This is a genomic window from Streptomyces sp. NBC_00091 (assembly GCF_026343185.1).
Lineage (GTDB): Bacteria > Actinomycetota > Actinomycetes > Streptomycetales > Streptomycetaceae > Streptomyces.
The window spans coordinates 5,694,244-5,712,863 of sequence record NZ_JAPEMA010000001.1; the positions used below are offsets into that span (position 1 = coordinate 5,694,244).

Genomic DNA, 18,620 nt, shown 5'->3' on the forward strand with positions numbered 1-18,620 from the left:
CGGCCGGGCGAGGATCACGCCCATGACGCCAGTACGGCACCACACGGTCGACGGACTCGTACGGGACAGCGCGCGGCGGACCCCGGGCCGGACCGCCGTCCGCTACCGGGAGCGGACCTGGACGTACGCGGAACTGGACGCGGCGGTCTCCACCGGCGCCGCCGTGCTCCGGGAACGGTACGGGCTCGCCCCCGGCGACCGGGTCGCGGCCTTCGCCCACAACAGCGACGCCTACCTCATCGCCTTCCTCGCCTGCGCCCGCGCCGGGCTCACCCACGTCCCGGTCAACCAGAACCTCACCGGCGAGGACCTCGCGCACATCCTCGGCGACTGCGCGGGCGCCCTGGTCCTGGCGGACCCGGACCTGATGGCCCGGGTCCCCGACGGGCACACCGTACGGGCGCTGCGCGGCGCGCCCGGGTCCTTCCTGTCGGAGCTGGCCGAACCGCGCCCGTTCGAGGCCTCGGGGGACCCGTCCGCGGTGGTCCAGCTGCTGTACACCTCGGGGACCACGGCCCTGCCCAAGGGCGCGATGATGACCCACCGGGCGCTGGCCCACGAGTACGAGAGCGCGATCGCGGCCCTGGACCTGGGGGAGGCCGACCGCCCCGTCCACTCGCTGCCCCTCTACCACTCGGCGCAGATGCACGTCTTCCTGCTGCCGTACCTGGCGGTGGGCGCGCACAACACCATCCTGGACGCGCCGGTGGCCGAGGAGATCTTCGACCTGGTGGAGGCCGGCGGGGCCGACAGCCTCTTCGCACCGCCCACGGTGTGGATCGCGCTGGCCAACCACCCGCAGTTCGGGCAGCGGGAACTCGGCGCCCTGCGCAAGGCGTACTACGGGGCCTCGATCATGCCGGTCCCGGTACTGGAACGGCTGCGGGCCCGGCTGCCGGGGCTGGGCTTCTACAACTGCTTCGGGCAGAGCGAGATCGGCCCGCTCGCCACGGTGCTGGGGCCGGGGGAGCACGAGGGCCGGATGGACTCGTGCGGGCGGCCGGTGCGCCATGTCGAGGCCAGGGTGGTCGACGAGGACGGCGCGGACGTCCCGGACGGCACGGCGGGGGAGGTCGTCTACCGCTCCCCGCAGCTGTGCCTGGGCTACTGGAACGACGCCGGGGCCACGGAGAAGGCCTTCCGGGACGGCTGGTTCCGCTCCGGGGACCTCGCGGTACGGGACGCGGACGGGTACTTCACGGTGGTCGACCGGGTGAAGGACGTCATCAACTCGGGCGGGGTCCTCGTGGCCTCACGGCAGGTCGAGGACGTGCTGTACACCCACCCCGGGGTGGCGGAGACGGCGGTGGTGGGACTGCCCGACGAGCGGTGGATCGAGGCCGTCACGGCGGTGGTCGTACCCCGCGGGGAGGCCACGGAGGCGGAGCTGATGGCCTACGCGCGCGAGCGGCTCGCCCACTTCAAGGCCCCCAAGCGCGTGCTGTTCGTGGACGCCCTCCCGCGCAACGCCAGCGGCAAGATCCTCAAGCGCGAACTCCGCGACCGCTTCACCGACCGCTGAGCCAGTACGCGGCCCCCGGCCCCCGGCCCCCGGCCGACCGCCGGAGCCGGGGTGGTGCCCATGGTGTCCGACGGGTCAGGCGTCGAAGTCCGTGCCGCGGGAGACGGGCTCCCAGCTGCCGGCTTCCGCGCGGGCCGCTTGCGCGTGGGCGAGGATCGCGTCGAGCGCGTCGTTGGCCAGCACGAGCCGCAGCGGGGTGTGCTCGGCGTCCAGGGCGGCCAGGATCGCGGCGGCCGCCTTGACCGGGTCGCCGGGCTGCTTGCCGTCGCTGTCGGGCAGTGCGGCGCGCACCGCGCCGACGGTGTCCGCGTAGACGGGCAGCACGGAGGCCGACTGCTGAAGCGCGGACCCGCCCGCGAACCCCGTACGGAAGGACCCGGGCTCGACGATCAGCGCCTTGATGCCGAAGGCCGCGACCTCGCCCGCGAGCGCCTCCGTGAGGCCCTCCAGGGCGAACTTCGTCGCCGAGTAGGCCCCGACGCCCGGGAAGGACAGCCGTCCGCCCATGCTGCTCATCTGGACGACCGCCCCGGACTTCTGCGCCCGCATGTGCGGCAGCACGGCGCGGGTCAGCGCGGCCGGGCCGAAGAAGTGCAGCTCCATCAGGTCGCGCAGCTCGGCGTCGGAGGTCTCTTCCACCGCGCCGATCAGGCCCCGGCCGGCGTTGTTGACGAGGACGTCGATCCGGCCGAACCGGTCCACGGCCTCGGCGACGAGCTCCTGCGCCCGCGCCGTGTCCGTCACGTCCGCGGCGACCGGTACGAGCCGCTGGGGGTGGGCGGCCGCCAGGTCCTCGAGGGCGGCGGGCCGGCGGGCGGCGGCGACGACCGTGTCCCCGGCCGCGAGCGCGGCCTCCGCCAGCGTCCGGCCGAAGCCCGACGAAGCCCCGGTGATCAGCCATACCCGTCCGGTGGCGCGGTTCTGCTCAGACGTCAATCCCCAGTGTGCGAACGGTGTTGTGCGCAGCCCAGGGCGATCCTGCCGCGCACCCCGCCCCTCCCGTCACTCCCGTCCCGGATCGTGAGAAGGGAACTCCTCGGCGCCCAGGACTCCGCTGGTCCGCAGCCGGCGCAGGGTGAGGTGCTCGTGGACGAGCCGGCCGACCAGGGCCCCGCCGTAGACCACGAAGCCGACGCCGACCAGCCAGGACTGGACGACGAGCAGCGTGCCGAAGGGGCCGTACGTGACCGCGTTCGAGGCGATCAGCGGGCTGAACACCAGCTGGGAGAAGACCCTGAGGCCCAGCAGCCCGAGGCTCGTCGCCACCGCGCCGGGGAGCAGCGCCCGCCAGCGGACCCGGCCGCCCAGCAGGAGCCGCCCGGAACTCCAGAAGAACAGGCAGGTGCCGGCCATGTCGCCGGCGGTGCCCATCAGGGTGCCCACCGCGTCGTCGGAGGGGGCGGGGATTTCCACGAGCAGCGCGAGGTAGCAGACCAGCAGCGCCAGCCAGACGACGTGCCGCCACATGGTGTGCCATCGGGCCGTCGGCAGGTCCCAGACCTTCTCGTAGCCGGTCTGGACGGCGGAGCCGAAGGTCAGGCCGAAGACCGCGAGGGCCGCCAGCCCGAAGGCGGTGGTCCGCTCCAGCGCGAGGTCCGCCGCCCCGAAGAGCATCTCGACCCGGGCCCGCGAGGAGGCCGTCACCCCGAGCGCCTGGCCCAGCCAGCGGCCGAAGCCGGAGCCGCTGCCCGGCGCGGCCGCCGCCACGACCACCAGCAGCGGCACGAGGGTGAGGAACCCGAGGGCGGCGAAGCCCATCGCCCGGTGCATCAGCTCGATCTCCCGGCCCCGGCTCCACGCCAGCCCGGCCGGGGAGCCCTGGAGCCGGTCGTGGAGCCGCCGGAGGGTCGAGGTCACACCTGATCCCCTACCCGGGCAGGCCCGGCCGCTCCCGGAAGCGGCGCCGAAGTGGGCCCGAACGGGTGGTTTCAGCCGCCCGCCGGTATGCCCCGGCCCTCCCCGGAGTCGCCCGGGTCCCGGAGGTCCTTCACCCGCTTGATCTTGCCCACCGAGCGCTCCAGGCTCTCCGGCTCCACCACCTCGACGGCGACGGACACCCCCACGGACTCCTTGACGGCCCGCACCAGCTCCCCGGCCGCCGCCCGTCGCCTCCCGGCATCGGCCTCCCGGCGCGCCTCCACCCGCACGGTCAGGGCGTCCAGCCGGCCCTCCCGGGTCAGCCGCAGCTGGAAGTGCGGGGCGAGCCCGGGGATCCGCAGGAGTATCTCCTCGATCTGGGTCGGGTAGAGGTTCACCCCCCGCAGGATGATCATGTCATCGCTGCGGCCGGTCACCTTCTCCATCCGGCGGAAGGCGGGCCGGGCGGTCCCCGGCAGCAGCCTCGTCAGGTCCCGGGTGCGGTAGCGGACGACCGGCATGGCCTCCTTGGTGAGGGAGGTGAACACCAGCTCCCCGGGCTCCCCGTCCGGCAGCACCGCCCCGGTCAGCGGATCGATCACCTCGGGGTAGAAGTGGTCCTCCCAGATGTGCAGGCCGTCCTTGTGCGAGGCGAACTCCTGGGCCACGCCCGGTCCGATCACCTCGGACAGGCCGTATATGTCCACGGCGTCGATGCCCAGCCGGTCCTCGATCTCCCGGCGCATCTCCTCGGTCCAGGGCTCGGCGCCGAAGATCCCGGTGCGCAGCGAGGTGCCGCGCGGGTCGATGCCCTGGCGCTCCATCTCGTCCAGCAGCGTGAGCATGTAGGAGGGGGTCACCATGATCACCTCCGGGCGGAAGTCCTGGATCAGTCTGACCTGGCGGTCCGTCATGCCCCCGGAGGCCGGGACGACCGTGCACCCCAGGCGCTCCGCGCCGTAGTGGGCGCCCAGACCCCCGGTGAACAGGCCGTACCCGTACGCGATGTGCACGATCTGCCCCGGCCGGCCGCCCGCCGCGCGCAGCGACCGGGCGACGACATCGGCCCAGGTGGCCAGATCCCCGTCGGTGTAGCCCACCACCGTGGGGCGGCCGGTGGTGCCGCTGGAGGCGTGGATGCGGCGCACCTCGGTGCGGGGGACGGCGAACATTCCGAAGGGGTACTGCTCGCGCAGGTCGGCCTTGGTGGTGAGGGGGAAGAGGGAGAGGTCCGCGAGCGAGCGGCAGTCGTCGGGATGCACCCCCGCCTTGTCGAAGGCCTGCCGGTAGAAGGCGACGCGGTCGTACGCCCGGTGCAGGGTGGCCCGCAGCCGCCGCAGCTGGAGCGCCGCCAGCTCGTCGGGGCTCAGCCGCTCGCCTTCGTCGTGGAAATCCTCGGGGTCGCCGAGACCCGTACGCGCCGTCATTGCCGTCATTGCCGTCACCTCATCGTCGAGAGTCGGACCACCAGAAGCCAACCGAACGTTCATTCGGTAGATTGCCGGACCCCGCCGGGTAAATCAATGACTCGAACGAGTGATCGTCTGATCTGATGGCGCCCATGCCTGCATTCACCACCTATGACGGAACCGAACTCGCCTACCACGTCAGGGGGGAGGGCGAGCCGCTCGTCTGCCTCCCCGGCGGGGCCATGCGGGCCTCCCGGTACCTGGGCGACCTCGGCGGACTCGCCTCCGGGCGCCGGCTCGTCCTGCTCGACCTGCGCGGCACGGGGGACTCCGCGATACCCGCGGACGAGTCCACGTACCGCGTCGACCACCAGGTCGCCGACATCGAGGCGCTGCGGCTGCACCTGGGCCTGGATCGCGTGGACCTCCTGGCCCACTCGGCCGCCGGCAACCTGGTCATGCTGTACGCCGCGGCGCACCCCGAGCGGCTCGGCCGGATCGCCCTGGTCACCCCCACCGCCTGGGCGGTGGACCTCCCCAGCACCCCGGAACAGCGCCTGGAGGGGGCCCGCCGCCGGGCCGGCACCGAGCTGTACGACACGGCCATCGAGGCCTACGCGCGGATCCTCGCCGGCTCCGACACGGACGAGAACTGGGACCGCGCCGCCCCGCTCTTCTACGGCCGCTGGGACGAGGCCGCGCGGGCCGACTTCGCGGCGGGCGAGGACGAGCAGAACGAGAAGGCGGCCGCGGCCTTCGCCGGCCCGGGAGCCTTCGACCCGCCCGCCACCCGCGCCGCCCTGCGCCGGCTCACCGCGGAGGTGCTGGTCCTGGCGGGCGAGCTGGACTTCAACCCCGGCCCCGCCCTCGCGGCGCGCATCGCCCGGCTGTTCCCCCGCGCGGTCGTCGACGTCCAGCCCGCGACCGGGCACTTCCCCTGGCTGGACGACCCGGCCCGGTTCACCTCCCGAGTGGAGCGCTTCCTGGCCACAGGAGCCTGAGCCCTCCGCCCCGCCCGACGGCCGGGCCGAAGCCCTCGAAATGCTCCGGGGTGCCTCGGCATCGCCGTTCACCACGCCAATACCGCGCTGACCGCCGAGGGCACGCTCGTCGGCACCCTGGGGTACACAGCGCCGGAACGGGTGCGGGGTGCCGACGCGGGCGGGGCCGGCGACCTGTTCTCCCTGAGGGCCGGCCCGGAGGCCGGCAGGTCCTTCAGCGTGCGGCGTCCGCCTCCGTGGCCACCGCCTTCGCCCAGCGGTAGTCCGCCTTGCCGCTCGGGGAGCGCTGGACGGCCGGCGTGATCACCAGCTGGCGCGGGATCTTGTAGCCGGCCAGCCGGGTCCGGCAGTGGCGCTGGATCTCCTCCAGCGTCGGCTCCGGCGCCCCGTCCCGTACCTGGACCACCGCGGCCACATGGCTGCCCCACGTCGGGTCCGGGACACCCGCCACCAGGGCGTCGTACACGTCCGGATGCGACTTCAGCGCCTGCTCGACCTCCTCCGGATAGACCTTCTCGCCACCGGTGTTGATGCACTGCGAGCCGCGCCCCAGCACGGTGACGATGCCCTGCTCGTCGACCGTCGCCATGTCGCCGAGCAGGACCCAGCGCTCCGTGCCCTTCTGGAAGAAGGTCTCCGCCGTCTTCACCGGGTCGTTGTAGTAGCCGAGCGGGACGTGCCCGCGCTGCGCGAGCCGCCCGGGCACGCCGACCGGCACCGGCTCGTGCGACACCGGGTCCACCACCTGCGTACGGTCGTTGACCTGGAGGCGGAAGCCCTTCTCCGGGCCGGAGTCGTCCGTCGCCCTGCCGTTGGACCCGGACTCGGAGGACCCGAAGTTGTTCAGGAGCACCACGTGCGGCACCAGGCGCTGGAACTCGGCGCGGACGGTCTCCGACATGATCGCCCCGGACGAGGAGACGCTGAACAGCGAGGACAGGTCCGTCCCCTTCAGCGGGCCGTTCAGGGCGTCGATGAGCGGCCGGAGCATCGCGTCGCCCACCAGCGACACGCTCGACACCTTCTCCTTCTCGATGGTGCGGAGCACTTCCTCGGGCGCGTACTTGCGGTGGATGACCACCCGCTGGCCGTAGTTGAAGGCGATGAACGAGGTCAGCGTCGAGGTGCCGTGCATCAGCGGGGGCGCCGGGAAGAAGGTGAGCCCCGCGCCGCGCGCCGCGACCCGCTCGGCCAGCTCCTCCGGCCGCTTCACCGGCTCGCCCGAGGGCTCCCCGCCGAACAGCCCCGCGAAGAACAGGTCTTCGGCCCGCCACATGACGCCCTTGGGCATACCGGTGGTGCCGCCGGTGTAGATGATGAACAGGTCGTCCGCGCTGCGCGGCGGGAAGCCGCGCCCCGGGGACCCGGCCGCCTCCGCGTCCTCGTACGCGACTGGCGCGATCGCCGGCTCCGGAGCGCCCTCGGGCGCCGGCCCGACCCGGATCAGGTGCCGCAGCTTCGTCGTCTGCGGCAGCGCGGCCGCCACCCGCTCCGTGAACTCGCCCTCGAAGACGAGCGCGGCGAGGTCGGCGTCGTCGTAGAGGTAGACCAGCTCCTCCTCCACGTACCGGTAGTTGACGTTCACCGGTACCAGGCGGGCCTTGAGGCAGGCCAGTACGGTCTGCAGGTACTCGATCCCGTTGTAGAGGTGCAGCCCCAGGTGTTCGCCGGGCCTCAGTCCGCTGTCCAGCAGGTGGTGCGCGACGCGGTTCGCCGCCGCGTCCAGCTCCGCGTACGTGAGGCGGCGCTCGGCGCCGGTCCCGGGGTGGTCCACGTACACCAGCGCCTCGCGGTCCGGGACCACGTCCACGACCGACTCGAACAGGTCGGCAAGGTTGTACTCCACCGTTCCTCCTGACCCGAAAAACCTCATGGCTGGGCTGCTCGGCGGTCATTAGAGCGCCGCCCGGTCCAACTGGGAAGGGCGCACGCGAAGAAATCTGACTGAGTGTCAGAAAACTATTGAACTGCACCCGGCCCTCCTGCAACCTGTTCTAGGTCTTGAGACGGGAGGACGGCAATGGGTGGGACCGAACACCTGACCGCGGAGCGCCGCGGCGCCACGCTGGTGCTCACCATGAACAGGCCCGAAGCGAAGAACGCGCTCTCGCTTCCCCTGTTGGTGGGCCTGTACGACGGCTGGCTGGAGGCGGACGCGGACGACACGGTCCGCTCGGTGGTCCTGACGGGCGCGGGCGGCGACTTCTGCGCCGGGATGGACCTCAAGGCGCTCGCGGGCAAGGGCATGGCGGGCGACCAGTACCGGGACCGGCTCAAGGCCGACCCCGACCTGCACTGGAAGGCGATGCTCCGTCACCACCGGCCGCGCAAGCCGGTGATCGCCGCGGTGGAGGGGTACTGCGTCGCGGGCGGCACCGAGATCCTCCAGGGCACCGACATCCGGGTCGCCGGGGCCGGGGCCACGTTCGGGCTGTTCGAGGTCAAGCGGGGGCTGTTCCCGATCGGCGGCTCCACGGTGCGGCTGCCGCGGCAGGTGCCGCGCACGCACGCGCTGGAGATGCTGCTGACCGGCCGCCCGTACTCGGCCGAGGAGGCGGCGCGGATCGGGCTCGTGGGGCGGGTGGTGCCCGACGGGACGGCGCTGGAGGCGGCGCTGGAGACCGCCGAGCTGATCAACGCGTGCGGGCCGCTGGCCGTCGAGGCGGTGAAGGCGTCCGTCTACGAGGCCGCCGAGCTGACGGAGACGGAGGGGCTCGCGGCCGAACTGGTGCGGGGCTGGCCGGTCTTCGACACGGCCGACGCGAAGGAGGGGGCGCGGGCCTTCGCGGAGAAGCGCCGCCCGCTCTACCGCCGAGCCTAGGCGCTGGCCGCAGGTGCACCAGCCCCCCCCCGCCGCGCCCCGGGCCTGCGGCCCTGCCCCGGGCGCGTCCGGGTCCGCCGTGGTCCGCGTGGGCCGGTTGGGAATCCGGCGGTCCCGCCGCACCTCCTCCGCGCGGCAGAACGGCATCACGGCACAGCCGGGGAACGGCACCACCGCGCCCGCCGCCGCGCGGCAGATCCGAACCACCGCGCCCGCCGCCGCACGGCAGATCCGAACCACCGCGGCCGCCGCCGCACGGCAGATCCGAACCACCGCCCCCGCCGCCGCACGGCAGATCCGAACCACCGCGCCCGCCGCCGCACGGCAGATCCGAACCACCGCGCCCGCCGCCGCACGGCAGATCCGAACCACCGCCCCCGCCGCCGCACGGCACAACCGAACCACCGCCCCCACCGCCGCGCAGCGGAACGGCACCGCGTGAGCCACCCACCGCACCGCCGTCCGTCGGCCAACCCGCCCCCTCACGGAGAATCGGAGACCCGCCCATGACAGCCGCGTCCCCGCCCGAGGTGCTGCGTGCGCCTCTCGTCGTCGAGTTCCCCTTCACCCGCTCCCTCGGACCCGTCCAGAGCGCCTTCCTCACGGGCCTCCGCGAAGGCGTCGTGCTCGGCGTCAAGACCTCCGACGGCCGCGTCATGGTGCCGCCCGCCGAGTACGACCCCGTCACCGCCGAGGAGATCCGGGAGCTCGTCGAGGTCGCCCCCACCGGCACCGTCACCACCTGGGCCTGGAACGGGGAGCCCCGCCCCCACCAGCCCCTCGCCGCTCCCTTCGCCTGGGTCCTCGTACGCCTCGACGGCGCGGACACCGCGATCCTGCACGCCCTCGACGCTCCCGGCCCCGAGGCGGTGTCCACCGGGATGCGGGTACGGGTCCGCTGGGCCCCCGAACGCACCGGGGCCATCACCGACATCGCCTGCTTCGAGCCGTACGGGGGCGAGGAGACGGGAGGGGCGGCCACCCCGCACGACGGGGTCTTCGCCGAGCCCGTCACCGGCATCGTCGCCGAGGCCCGCCTGGACTACACCTACAGCCCCGGCCGCGCCCAGACCGCCTACATCAACGCGCTCTCCGAGCGGCGCACCGTCGGCGAGCGCTGCCCCTCCTGCCACAAGGTCTACGTCCCCCCGCGCGGCGCCTGCCCCACCTGCGGCGTGGCCACCACCGACCGGGTCGAGGTCGGCCCGGCCGGGACCGTCACCACCTACTGCATCGTCAACATCAAGGCGCGGAACCTCGACATCGAGGTCCCCTACGTCTACGCCCACATCGCCCTCGACGGCGCCGGCCTCGCCCTCCACGGCCGGATCGGCGGCATCCCGTACGACCAGGTCCGCATGGGCCTGCGCGTCGAACCGGTGTGGACCGACGGCGGCCGCCACCCCGACCACTACCGCCCCACCGGCGAACCGGACGCGGACTACGACGCGTACAAGGAGCTCATCTGATGGCCAGGACGAGCAGGCACGCACGCGACGTGGCCGTCGTCGCCTTCGCCCAGAGCGACCACCTGCGCCGCACCGACGAACTCAGCGAAGTCGAGATGGTGATGCCGGTCCTGCACCAGGTCCTGGCCGCCACCGGCCTCAAGGCGGGCGAGATCGGCTTCACCTGCTCCGGCTCCAGCGACTACCTGGCCGGCCGGGCCTTCTCCTTCACCATGACCCTCGACGGGGTCGGCGCCTGGCCGCCGATCTCCGAGTCGCACGTCGAGATGGACGGCGCGTGGGCGCTCTACGAGGCCTGGGTCAAGATCCAGACCGGCGAGGCCGACACCGCGCTCGTCTACGCGTACGGGAAGTCCTCCCCGGGCTCCGTGCGCGACGTCCTCACCCGGCAGCTCGACCCGTACTACCTCGCCCCCCTGTGGCCCGACTCGGTGGCCCTGGCCGCCCTCCAGGCGCAGGCGCTGATCGACGCGGGGGAGACCGACGAGCGCGCGCTGGCCGCCATCGGCGCCCGCAGCCGGGCCGCCGCCGAGGGCAACCCGCACGCCCAGCTCAGCGGAGCCGTCCCGCAGGGCGGCTACCAGGTGCGGCCCCTGCGTACGGGCGACTGCCCGCCCGTCGGGGACGGCGCGGCCGCCGTCGTGCTGGCCGCGGGCGACCTCGCGCGGCGGCTGTGCGAACGGCCCGCCTGGATCACCGGCATCGACCACCGCATCGAGGCCCACGGCCTGGGCCTGCGCGACCTGACCGACTCCCCGTCCACCCGGATCGCCGCCGAGCACGCCGGGGTCTTCGAAGGCCCCGTCGACACGGCGGAACTGCACGCGCCGTTCTCCTCCCAGGAGGTCGTGCTCCGCAAGGCCCTCGGACTCGGCGAAGGCGAAGGCGACGCGGTGGCCGTCAACCCCTCCGGCGGGGCCCTCGCCGCCAACCCCGTCATGGCCGCCGGCCTGATCCGGATCGGCGAGGCGGCCGCCCGCATCCACCGCGGCGAGTCCCACCGGGCCGTCGCCCACGCCACCTCCGGCCCCTGCCTCCAGCAGAACCTGGTCGCCGTCCTGGAAGGGGACCCGGCATGAGCACACAGGGCAAGGAGCCCGTAGCCGTCGTCGGCATCGGCCAGACCAAGCACGTCGCCGCCCGCCGCGACGTCTCCCTCGCCGGCCTGGTCCGCGAGGCCGCCGCCCGCGCCCTCGCCGACGCCGAGCTGACCTGGGCGGACATCGACGCGGTCGTCATCGGCAAGGCCCCCGACTTCTTCGAGGGCGTGATGATGCCGGAGCTCTACCTGGCGGACGCCCTCGGCGCGGTCGGCAAACCGATGCTCCGCGTCCACACGGCGGGGTCCGTCGGCGGGTCCACCGCCCTGGTCGCCGCCAACCTGGTCGCGGCCCGCGTCCACCGCACCGTCCTGACCCTCGCCTTCGAGAAGCAGTCCGAGTCCAACGCCATGTGGGGGCTCTCGCTCCCCGTCCCCTTCCAGCAGCCGCTGCTGGCGGGCGCGGGCGGCTTCTTCGCCCCGCACGTGCGCGCGTACATGCGGCGCACCGGCGCGCCCGACACGGTGGGCTCGCTCGTCGCCTACAAGGACCGGCGCAACGCGCTGAAGAACCCGTACGCGCACCTTCACGAGCACGACATCACCCTGGAGAAGGTCCAGGCGTCGCCGATGCTCTGGGACCCGATCCGGTACTCCGAGACCTGCCCCTCCTCGGACGGCGCCTGCGCGATGGTCCTCACCGACCGTGCGGGCGCGGCCCGTTCGCCCAGGCCGCCCGCCTGGGTGCACGGCGGTGCGATGCGCAGCGAGCCGACCCTCTTCGCCGGGAAGGACTTCGTCTCCCCGCAGGCCGGGAAGGACTGCGCGGCCGACGTCTACCGGCAGGCCGGGATCACCGACCCGCGCCGGGAGATCGACACGGTGGAGATGTACGTGCCGTTCTCCTGGTACGAACCCATGTGGCTGGAGAACCTGGGCTTCGCCGGGGAGGGCGAGGGCTGGAAGCTCACCGAGGCGGGGGTCACCGAACTCGACGGCGACCTCCCCGTGAACCCCTCCGGCGGGGTGCTGTCCACCAACCCGATCGGCGCCTCCGGCATGATCCGCTTCGCCGAGGCGGCCCTCCAGGTCCGGGGCGCGGCCGGGGAGCACCAAGTCCCGGGAGCCCGCCGGGCGCTGGGGCACGCGTACGGCGGCGGCGCGCAGTTCTTCGCGATGTGGCTGGTCGGGGCGCAGCCGCCGGCCTCCTGACCGGGGGCGGTGTGCCGCACCGGCCACGGGTGACTCACCGTGGCCTGTGCGCCGCCCGCCGCGATGGCTACCCTGGGCCCCCGGACGACGTACCGGGAGGAGCCACACGTGGCCGAGAGCATGACTTCGCAGCCCCTCGCCGGCTGGGGCAAGCCCGACCTCGATCTCAGCGGGGCGGACTGGCGCTCGAGCAGCCGGGGGGTGGGCGACGTCCAGATCGCCTTCGTGGAAGGGTTCATCGCGATGCGCAACGGCGAACGCCCCGACAGCCCCTCGCTGATCTTCGCGCCGGACGAGTGGCGCAAGTTCGTCCTGGAGGCCCGGGGCGGGGAGTTCGACCTGACCTGAACCGGCCATGCCCGGCCCCGCCCCGCAAGGCCGTTGCCGTGCGGGGCGGCGCCCCGGCAGCCGGCCGTACCCGCTCGCACCGGGCGCAGCCGCTACGGTTGCGGCATGAGCGGAGAGAACGACCTGCGCACACTCCTGAGCGGCATGCGGCCCGAGCTGAACGAGGGGCGGTACGTGTTCTGCACCGTTCCCGATGGCACCGTGCCCGCCGGGACCGCACCCGTCGCCACCGTCCGGGAAGCCGAGGGCCTGACCCTGGTCCTGCGTCAGGAGGACGCCGACGCCGCCGGGCTCGCCTACGACTACACCGCCGGCTGGATCACCCTGCGGATCCACTCCGCCCTCGACGCCGTGGGCCTCACCGCGGCCTTCGCCACCGAACTCGGCGCACACGGCCTGAGCTGCAACGTCATCGCCGGCTACCACCACGACCACCTCTTCGTGGCAGCCGACCGCGCGGCCGAGGCCGTGGCCGTCCTGGAGGAGCTCGCGGCACGTTCCGCGCGGGGCTGACCCGCCCCCGAAGAGAAGATCGGATTCTTATCCGAGAGTGGGATCCCCTCGCGCGTGCGCGGGCGTACGCTGATCTCCCGAGCCGGCCTGGGGGGTACCAGCCATGACGGAACGCCGGACCCGCACACGGCGCACGCTCTTCGAACGCGAAGCCGAACTCGTCGCCGTCGACGAGGCGCTGGACCGGCTCACCGGCGCCGGCCCCGACACCGGCGGCGGCCTGCTCGCCCTCTCCGGCCCGGCCGGCCTCGGCAAGACCACCCTCCTCGCCGAAGTACGCCGCCGCGCCCTCGCCCGCTCCTGCACCCTGCTCGCCGCACGCGGCGGTGAACAGGAGCAGACCCAGCCCTTCCACGTCGCCCGGCAGCTCATCCAGCCCCAGCTGGCCGGCCGCCCGGAAGCCGAACTGCGCGCCGCGCTCGGCAGCTGGTACGCCATCGTCGGCCCCGCCCTCGGCCTCTGCGCCCCCGCGCAGGGCGCCCCGCCCGACCCGCAGGGCCTGCGCGACGGGCTCGACTGGGTCCTCACCCACCTCACCGTGCAGCGCGCCCCCGTCGTCCTCGTCCTGGACGACGCCCACTGGGCCGACCCCGAGTCCCTCGGCTGGCTCGCCGCCTTCGCCCCGCGCGCCGAACACCTTCCGCTGCTCCTCGTCACCGCCTACCGCCCCGACGAACTCCCCGCGGACGCCGAGGCCTTCCGTACGCTGCCCGGCCGGGCCGGACAGCGCCCGCTCAGCCTTGCCCCGCTCAGCGCGGCCGCCGTCTCCACCCTGGTCCGCGAGGCGGTCGGGGCACACGCCGAGGAAGCCTTCTGCCGCGAGGCCTGGGCCGTCACCACCGGCAACCCCTTCGAGGCCGTCGAACTCACCGCCAAGGTCCGCGCCAAGGGCCTCGACCCCACCTCGGCCAGCGCCCCGCTGCTGCGCGACCTCGCCGCGGCCCAGCGCGGCAGCGGGCTCGTCGCCCGCCTCCACAGCCTCGGCCCCTCCACCGTCCGCTTCGCCTGGGCCTGCGCCGTCCTCGGCACCGCCATCCCGCGGCGGATCGCCGCCCGGGTCGCCGTCCTCGGCGCCGAAGAGGCCGCCGACGCCACCGGCCGGCTCCGCGACGCCCGCATCCTGTCGGCCCCGCCGGCGGAGAGGGCACCCGGCGAAGAGGAGGACACCGGGCTGGAGTTCGTCCACCCGCTGATCGCCACCGCCATATACCGCGCCATCCCCGACGCCCTGCGCGTCGCCCTGCACGGCAGGGCGGCGGCCGCCGTCGTCGACGCCGGGCTCGGCTCCTCCGCGGCCGCCCGCCACCTGCTGGAGACCCAGCCCGAGAACGACCCCTGGGTGGTACGCACCCTGCGCGAGGCCGCCGCCGAGAACCTCCGGGCCGGCGCCCCCGAAGCCGCCCGCCGCCAGCTCGCCCGCGCCCTGGAAGAGCCCCCGGACTTCGGCGAACGCGCCGCCGTGCTCTACGAACTCGGCTGCGCCTCCCTGCTCACCGAACCCGCCAACACCGTCAACCACCTGCGCGCCGCCCTCGCCGAACCCTTCGACGACCCCGCGCTGCGCCAGGGCATCGTCATCCGGCTCGCCCAGGTCCTCGCCCACAGCGACCACCTCGCCGCCGCCTCGGAGCTGCTCGGCCGCGAGATACCGCGCACCCACGACGTGCGCGCCCGGCTGCGCCTGCAGTCCGAACAGTTCATGTGGGACGCCTTCAACGCCGCCGAAACCGACTCCCCGGCCCGCTCCCGCCGCCTGGCCCGACTGGCCGACCGCCTCACCGGCCGGGACCTCACCGAGCGCTACGTCATCGGCCTGCGCGCCTGGGACGCCTGCCTGCGCGGAGAGCCCCTCGACGTGGCCCTGCACCACGCGGGCCGGGTCCTGCGGGAGCCCTTCAGCTGGGCCCACGAGGACCGCGGCTTCGAGGTACCGGTGCTCGCCGCGATGGTCCACATGTACGCCGACCGGCCCGGGCGCGCCGAGGAACTCTTCGAGGAGGGCACCGCCGAATTCGAACGCCAGGGCTGGCACGGCGCCCACCTGTCCTTCGCGTACAGCCTGCGCGCCTACATCCGCTTCCGGCGCGGACGGCTCGTGGAGGCCGAGGAACTGGCCCGCGCCGGACTGCGGCTCGCCGAGCGCGTGGGCCCCCGTACGCCCGTGCACTGGTACGCGATCGCCATCCTCCTCACCACCCTGGTGGCCCGGGGCCGGGTCGATGAGGCCTGGCGGCTGGCACGGGAACACCAGTACGGGGAACCCTTCCCCGCCGCCGTCGTCTTCCCCGACTCGCAGACCGTGTACGCCGAACTGCTCCTGGCCGGCGGCGACCGGAAGGCGGCCGCCGCCGAACTGGAGGCGGTCGGCCGGAGGCTGACCCCGCGCGGGATCCAGAACCCGGCCTGGTGCCCCTGGCAGCTGCTCCTCGCCCGCACGGTGGCCCCCGACGACCCCGCCAGGGCCCGCGCCCTGGCCGCCGAGGCCCTGCGCCGGGCCCGGGCCTTCGGCGCGCCCTCCGCCATCGGCCAGGCCCTGCGCGTCGCGGCGGAGGTGGCCGCCCCGCAGGACCGGGCCGCCCTGCTGCGCGAGGCGGTGGCCCTGCTGGAGGACTCCCCGGCGGCCTACGAACTGGCCCGGGCCCTGGCCGCGCTGGGCACCGAACTCCAGGACCCCGGCCTGCTCACCCGCGCCCTCCTCACCAGCCGCACCTGCGGGGCCGACGCCCTGGAGGCGAGCACGGCCCGGGCCCTGGAGGCGTTCGCCCAGCGCGCGAGCTGAGTCCGCACCGACCCGGACGGCCCCCGGTCTGAACCGGGGCCGGACGCCCCCTACCCCCGCAGCGCCGCGATCGCCGCCAGCTCCGCGGCCGCCAGCGGCGGCCCGGCCAGCTGCGCCCGGCGCGGCCCCAGCGCGGCCGCCAGCAGCACCGGCGGGGTGAACAGCCGCGCGGCGGGCCGCTCCAGGGTCATCACGTCGGTGACCGCCCGGGCCACCCGCCCGTTGCCGGTGCTGGTGTGCATCAGTCGCCGTACGTAGGCCGCGGCGCACCGCTCGGCCAGCGTCGGGCCGCTCTCCGTGGCGCCGGGGTAGAAGACGTCGTTCCCGGTGGACAGCGCCCAGGCGGCGGCCACCGGTCCGGCGACGGCCTTCTGCGCGCGGGCGGCGAGCCGCTCGTCGGACCAGCCGCACCGGGCGATCGTGTCCCGCAGGGCGAGGGCGCCCTGCGCGGCCACCGACATGCCGTGCCCGTACACCGGGTTGTAGGCGGCGACCGCGTCGCCGAGCACCAGGAACCGCTCGGGCAGCGCGGCCTTCTCGTAGTGGTACCTGCGGTTGACGGTCGTCCGGGTGAGCACCACGTCCGTCAGCGGCTCCGTCCCGGCGATCAGCTCGCTTATGATCGGATGCCGCAGTGCCCGGGCGAAGTCCTCGAAGGCCTCCGGGTCCCTCGTGGGTTCGCCGCCGCGGGTCCCCGACTGGGTGACGAGCCAGCGGTCGCCCTCGATCGGGACCAGGGTCGCGGACCGGCCCGGACCGGCCTCGCGGGGGTCGGCCTGGATGTTCACGATGACCGGGAAGGTGCTCCCGAGGTCCTTGGGGGCCCGGAAGATCCGGCTGGCGTAGACCAGGCCGGGGTCCACCGTCCGTACGGCGGGCTCGGGCAGGCCGAACTCGCGCAGCCACACCGGCGTACGGGAGGAGCGCCCGGAGGCGTCCACCACCAGGTCCGCCGCGAGGACGCGTTCCGCGCCGTCCTCCCCGCGCACCCGGACCCCCGTGACGCGGCGGGCGTCGCCCGCCAGGCCCAGCACCTCGGTGCGGTCGTGGACGGTGACCCCCGGCAGCGCGGCCACGGACCGGCGGACGTGCCAGTCGAGCAGGTCGCGGCTGGCGAGGAGCACGTAGTGGGACTCCTCCGCCCAGCGGCGGAACCAGCCCTCGGGGGAGAAGCCGACCATGTTCGTGGGCAGCGCGATCCGGTGGGCCCCGTCGTCCCTCAGCCGTCCGGTGGTGCCGGGCAGCAGGGCGTCCACGGCCGCCGCCCCGCCCGACCACAGCAGATGCGCGTGGTGGGCCTGCGGAAGCCCCTTGCGGGGGTGCGGCCCCTCGGGCAGCGCGTCCCGCTCGACCACGAGGACGTCCCCGGACCCGGCGAGGGCCGCGGCCGTGAGCATGCCGGCCAGGCTGCCCCCGATGACGACCGAGGTGCGCCGGCCGGGGGGCGGTGGTGAACTGCTCATGAACTCACGCTCTCTGGATGGTCCGCCGGCCCTGACCGGGCGCGGAAGGAGATGACGGCGGGGGACCGGCGCAGGGCCCGGGACACCGCGACGAGGTCCGGGGCCTGCGCCGGTACGGGCGCCGGCCCGCTTTCCGCCTCGGCCTCGACGCCCCGGCGCAGGGCCCCGACGGCCGCGACCACGGCCACCGCGTCGGCGGTCGCCGCCGCCTGCTTGGGCGCCTCGCCCCGGGCCAGGGCCTCGGCGAGCGCCCGTTCGCGGACCTCGGGGTCCGCGTACGGCTGGAGCCGCAGCAGCCCGTCGCTGATCTGGGTCCTGCGGTGGACCAGGCGCCTGCTGATCGGGGACCGCCGGGGCAGCCGCAGCGAACCGGTGTCCAGGGCGGCCAGTTCGTTCACGAACGGGGCGAGGCACCGGTAGTGGTAGTAGTCCCGGCAGAGCCCCTCCAGCGCCTGGCCGGCGTGGGGCAGGATGAAGCCCACGGCGATGAACAGGGCGCACACGGAGGCGATGGGCGGGGCGACGTAGGTGCTGAGCCAGTCCAGGTCGTGGCCGCTCCAGCGGGCGAACACCGCGGTGAGTTTCACGGTGTCGTAGCAGAGGTTCAGGATGAAACCGATGACCAGGAGCACCAGGCCGGACCGCAGCCACCCCGACACCTCCCGCAGCCAGGCCCAGGTGACCACGGCCGTGATCGCGCAGGCGACGGTGTGGGCCCCCAGGTAGAGCATGATGTGCTCGCGCATCCAGGGGGTGTTGGCGTAGTACGTGTCCAGGTCCCGCAGCCGCTCGACCGGTACGTCGGCGAACGCGAAGGTGATCCACAGGCCGGCCACGACGGCCGAGTAGGCGATCCCGATCGTCCAGTTGGTCCGGCGCACCCGCCGGGGATCGCCCCCGCGCCAGTGGATGATCATGATCAGGCAGGAGGCGCAGAACATCGTGAGCAGCGTGTACACCAGCGGCGCCGCGAAGTTGCTGACGCCGGTGGAACTGTTCAGCAGCACGAGCGTCTTCGGCCGGCCGAAGTAGAAGACGGCCGAGGCCAGCAGGAGCAGGCCGCCGACGGACCGCACGTTGGGGTCGATCCGCCAGAACCTCATCATGACCGGGAGGCGGATCGCGAAGGCCAGGGTGAGGATCGCCGCCGGTATGAGGTACGGGATGTAGTACTTGTCCGAGGTCAC

General features: G+C 74.1%; 16 protein-coding genes. 10 read left to right on the forward strand and 6 right to left on the reverse strand.

Annotation, left to right across the window (positions count from 1 at the left end; genetic code table 11):
• Window positions 1–22 precede the first annotated feature (22 nt).
• Entirely contained in the window at window positions 23–1,522 is a 1,500-nt protein-coding gene (locus tag OOK34_RS26230; protein WP_267036317.1) for a fatty acyl-CoA synthetase, read from the forward strand.
• Window positions 1,523–1,597: 75 nt separating this feature from the next.
• On the opposite strand, the gene OOK34_RS26235 is transcribed toward OOK34_RS26230, so the two are convergent.
• From OOK34_RS26235 to paaK, 3 genes are all read right to left on the reverse strand, one after another.
• Window positions 1,598–2,458 carry an oxidoreductase gene (locus OOK34_RS26235; RefSeq protein WP_267036318.1) on the reverse strand — a complete coding sequence of 287 codons (861 nt, stop codon included), beginning with the start codon at window positions 2,456–2,458 and terminating at the stop codon, window positions 1,598–1,600.
• Between the two features lie 66 nt (window positions 2,459–2,524).
• Complete coding sequence (locus OOK34_RS26240; RefSeq protein ID WP_267036319.1) at window positions 2,525–3,379, reverse strand: YhjD/YihY/BrkB family envelope integrity protein; 855 nt, start codon at window positions 3,377–3,379, stop codon at window positions 2,525–2,527.
• Between the two features lie 71 nt (window positions 3,380–3,450).
• Window positions 3,451–4,806, reverse strand: coding sequence for a phenylacetate--CoA ligase PaaK (paaK, locus tag OOK34_RS26245; RefSeq protein ID WP_267036910.1), 1,356 nt, complete (start codon window positions 4,804–4,806; stop codon window positions 3,451–3,453).
• Window positions 4,807–4,940: 134 nt separating this feature from the next.
• Here paaK and OOK34_RS26250 point away from each other — a divergent pair, with 134 nt between their 5' ends.
• Window positions 4,941–5,789, forward strand: a complete 849-nt coding sequence (locus OOK34_RS26250) for an alpha/beta fold hydrolase (protein ID WP_267036320.1) — start codon at window positions 4,941–4,943, stop codon at window positions 5,787–5,789.
• A 214-nt stretch (window positions 5,790–6,003) separates the two neighbouring features.
• Here OOK34_RS26250 and OOK34_RS26255 read toward each other — a convergent pair whose 3' ends face one another.
• A complete protein-coding gene (locus OOK34_RS26255; RefSeq protein ID WP_267036321.1) occupies window positions 6,004–7,635 on the reverse strand; it encodes an acyl-CoA synthetase in 1,632 nt (543 codons plus the stop codon).
• Window positions 7,636–7,809: 174 nt separating this feature from the next.
• Between OOK34_RS26255 and OOK34_RS26260 the strand changes: the two genes are divergently transcribed.
• From OOK34_RS26260 to OOK34_RS26295, 8 genes are all read left to right on the forward strand, one after another.
• A complete protein-coding gene (locus OOK34_RS26260) occupies window positions 7,810–8,610 on the forward strand; it encodes a crotonase/enoyl-CoA hydratase family protein (protein ID WP_267036322.1) in 801 nt (266 codons plus the stop codon).
• 88 nt (window positions 8,611–8,698) lie between these two features.
• Window positions 8,699–9,052 carry a hypothetical protein gene (locus OOK34_RS26265; RefSeq protein ID WP_267036323.1) on the forward strand — a complete coding sequence of 118 codons (354 nt, stop codon included), beginning with the start codon at window positions 8,699–8,701 and terminating at the stop codon, window positions 9,050–9,052.
• A 64-nt stretch (window positions 9,053–9,116) separates the two neighbouring features.
• On the forward strand, window positions 9,117–10,079 hold the full coding sequence (locus OOK34_RS26270; protein ID WP_267036324.1) for a Zn-ribbon domain-containing OB-fold protein: 963 nt from the start codon (window positions 9,117–9,119) through the stop codon (window positions 10,077–10,079).
• Entirely contained in the window at window positions 10,079–11,158 is a 1,080-nt protein-coding gene (locus tag OOK34_RS26275) for a thiolase domain-containing protein (RefSeq protein WP_267036325.1), read from the forward strand. Before OOK34_RS26270 ends, OOK34_RS26275 begins: the two co-directional genes overlap by 1 nt.
• Complete coding sequence (locus OOK34_RS26280; protein ID WP_267036326.1) at window positions 11,155–12,330, forward strand: thiolase domain-containing protein; 1,176 nt, start codon at window positions 11,155–11,157, stop codon at window positions 12,328–12,330. Before OOK34_RS26275 ends, OOK34_RS26280 begins: the two co-directional genes overlap by 4 nt.
• Before the next feature lie 108 nt (window positions 12,331–12,438).
• Window positions 12,439–12,678 (forward strand): DUF397 domain-containing protein, encoded by a 240-nt coding sequence (locus tag OOK34_RS26285; RefSeq protein ID WP_267036327.1) that lies wholly within the window; start codon window positions 12,439–12,441, stop codon window positions 12,676–12,678.
• 105 nt (window positions 12,679–12,783) lie between these two features.
• On the forward strand, window positions 12,784–13,191 hold the full coding sequence (locus OOK34_RS26290) for an ACT domain-containing protein (protein ID WP_267036328.1): 408 nt from the start codon (window positions 12,784–12,786) through the stop codon (window positions 13,189–13,191).
• Between the two features lie 103 nt (window positions 13,192–13,294).
• Complete coding sequence (locus tag OOK34_RS26295; RefSeq protein WP_267036329.1) at window positions 13,295–15,970, forward strand: AAA family ATPase; 2,676 nt, start codon at window positions 13,295–13,297, stop codon at window positions 15,968–15,970.
• A 50-nt stretch (window positions 15,971–16,020) separates the two neighbouring features.
• Here OOK34_RS26295 and OOK34_RS26300 read toward each other — a convergent pair whose 3' ends face one another.
• Window positions 16,021–17,433 carry an NAD(P)/FAD-dependent oxidoreductase gene (locus tag OOK34_RS26300; protein ID WP_267036330.1) on the reverse strand — a complete coding sequence of 471 codons (1,413 nt, stop codon included), beginning with the start codon at window positions 17,431–17,433 and terminating at the stop codon, window positions 16,021–16,023.
• Window positions 17,430–18,620 (reverse strand): MAB_1171c family putative transporter, encoded by a 1,191-nt coding sequence (locus OOK34_RS26305; protein ID WP_267036331.1) that lies wholly within the window; start codon window positions 18,618–18,620, stop codon window positions 17,430–17,432. The genes OOK34_RS26300 and OOK34_RS26305 overlap by 4 nt, the downstream gene beginning before the upstream one ends.

Coding starts and splice junctions, on each gene's coding strand:
- OOK34_RS26230 (WP_267036317.1), top strand. CDS start 23: ATGACGCCAGTACGGCACCACACGGTCGACGGACTCGTACGGGACAGC.
- OOK34_RS26250 (WP_267036320.1), top strand. CDS start 4,941: ATGCCTGCATTCACCACCTATGACGGAACCGAACTCGCCTACCACGTC.
- OOK34_RS26290 (WP_267036328.1), top strand. CDS start 12,784: ATGAGCGGAGAGAACGACCTGCGCACACTCCTGAGCGGCATGCGGCCC.
- OOK34_RS26280 (WP_267036326.1), top strand. CDS start 11,155: ATGAGCACACAGGGCAAGGAGCCCGTAGCCGTCGTCGGCATCGGCCAG.
- OOK34_RS26275 (WP_267036325.1), top strand. CDS start 10,079: ATGGCCAGGACGAGCAGGCACGCACGCGACGTGGCCGTCGTCGCCTTC.
- OOK34_RS26270 (WP_267036324.1), top strand. CDS start 9,117: ATGACAGCCGCGTCCCCGCCCGAGGTGCTGCGTGCGCCTCTCGTCGTC.
- OOK34_RS26295 (WP_267036329.1), top strand. CDS start 13,295: ATGACGGAACGCCGGACCCGCACACGGCGCACGCTCTTCGAACGCGAA.
- paaK (WP_267036910.1), bottom strand. CDS start 4,806: ATGACGGCGCGTACGGGTCTCGGCGACCCCGAGGATTTCCACGACGAA.
- OOK34_RS26260 (WP_267036322.1), top strand. CDS start 7,810: ATGGGTGGGACCGAACACCTGACCGCGGAGCGCCGCGGCGCCACGCTG.
- OOK34_RS26300 (WP_267036330.1), bottom strand. CDS start 17,433: ATGAGCAGTTCACCACCGCCCCCCGGCCGGCGCACCTCGGTCGTCATC.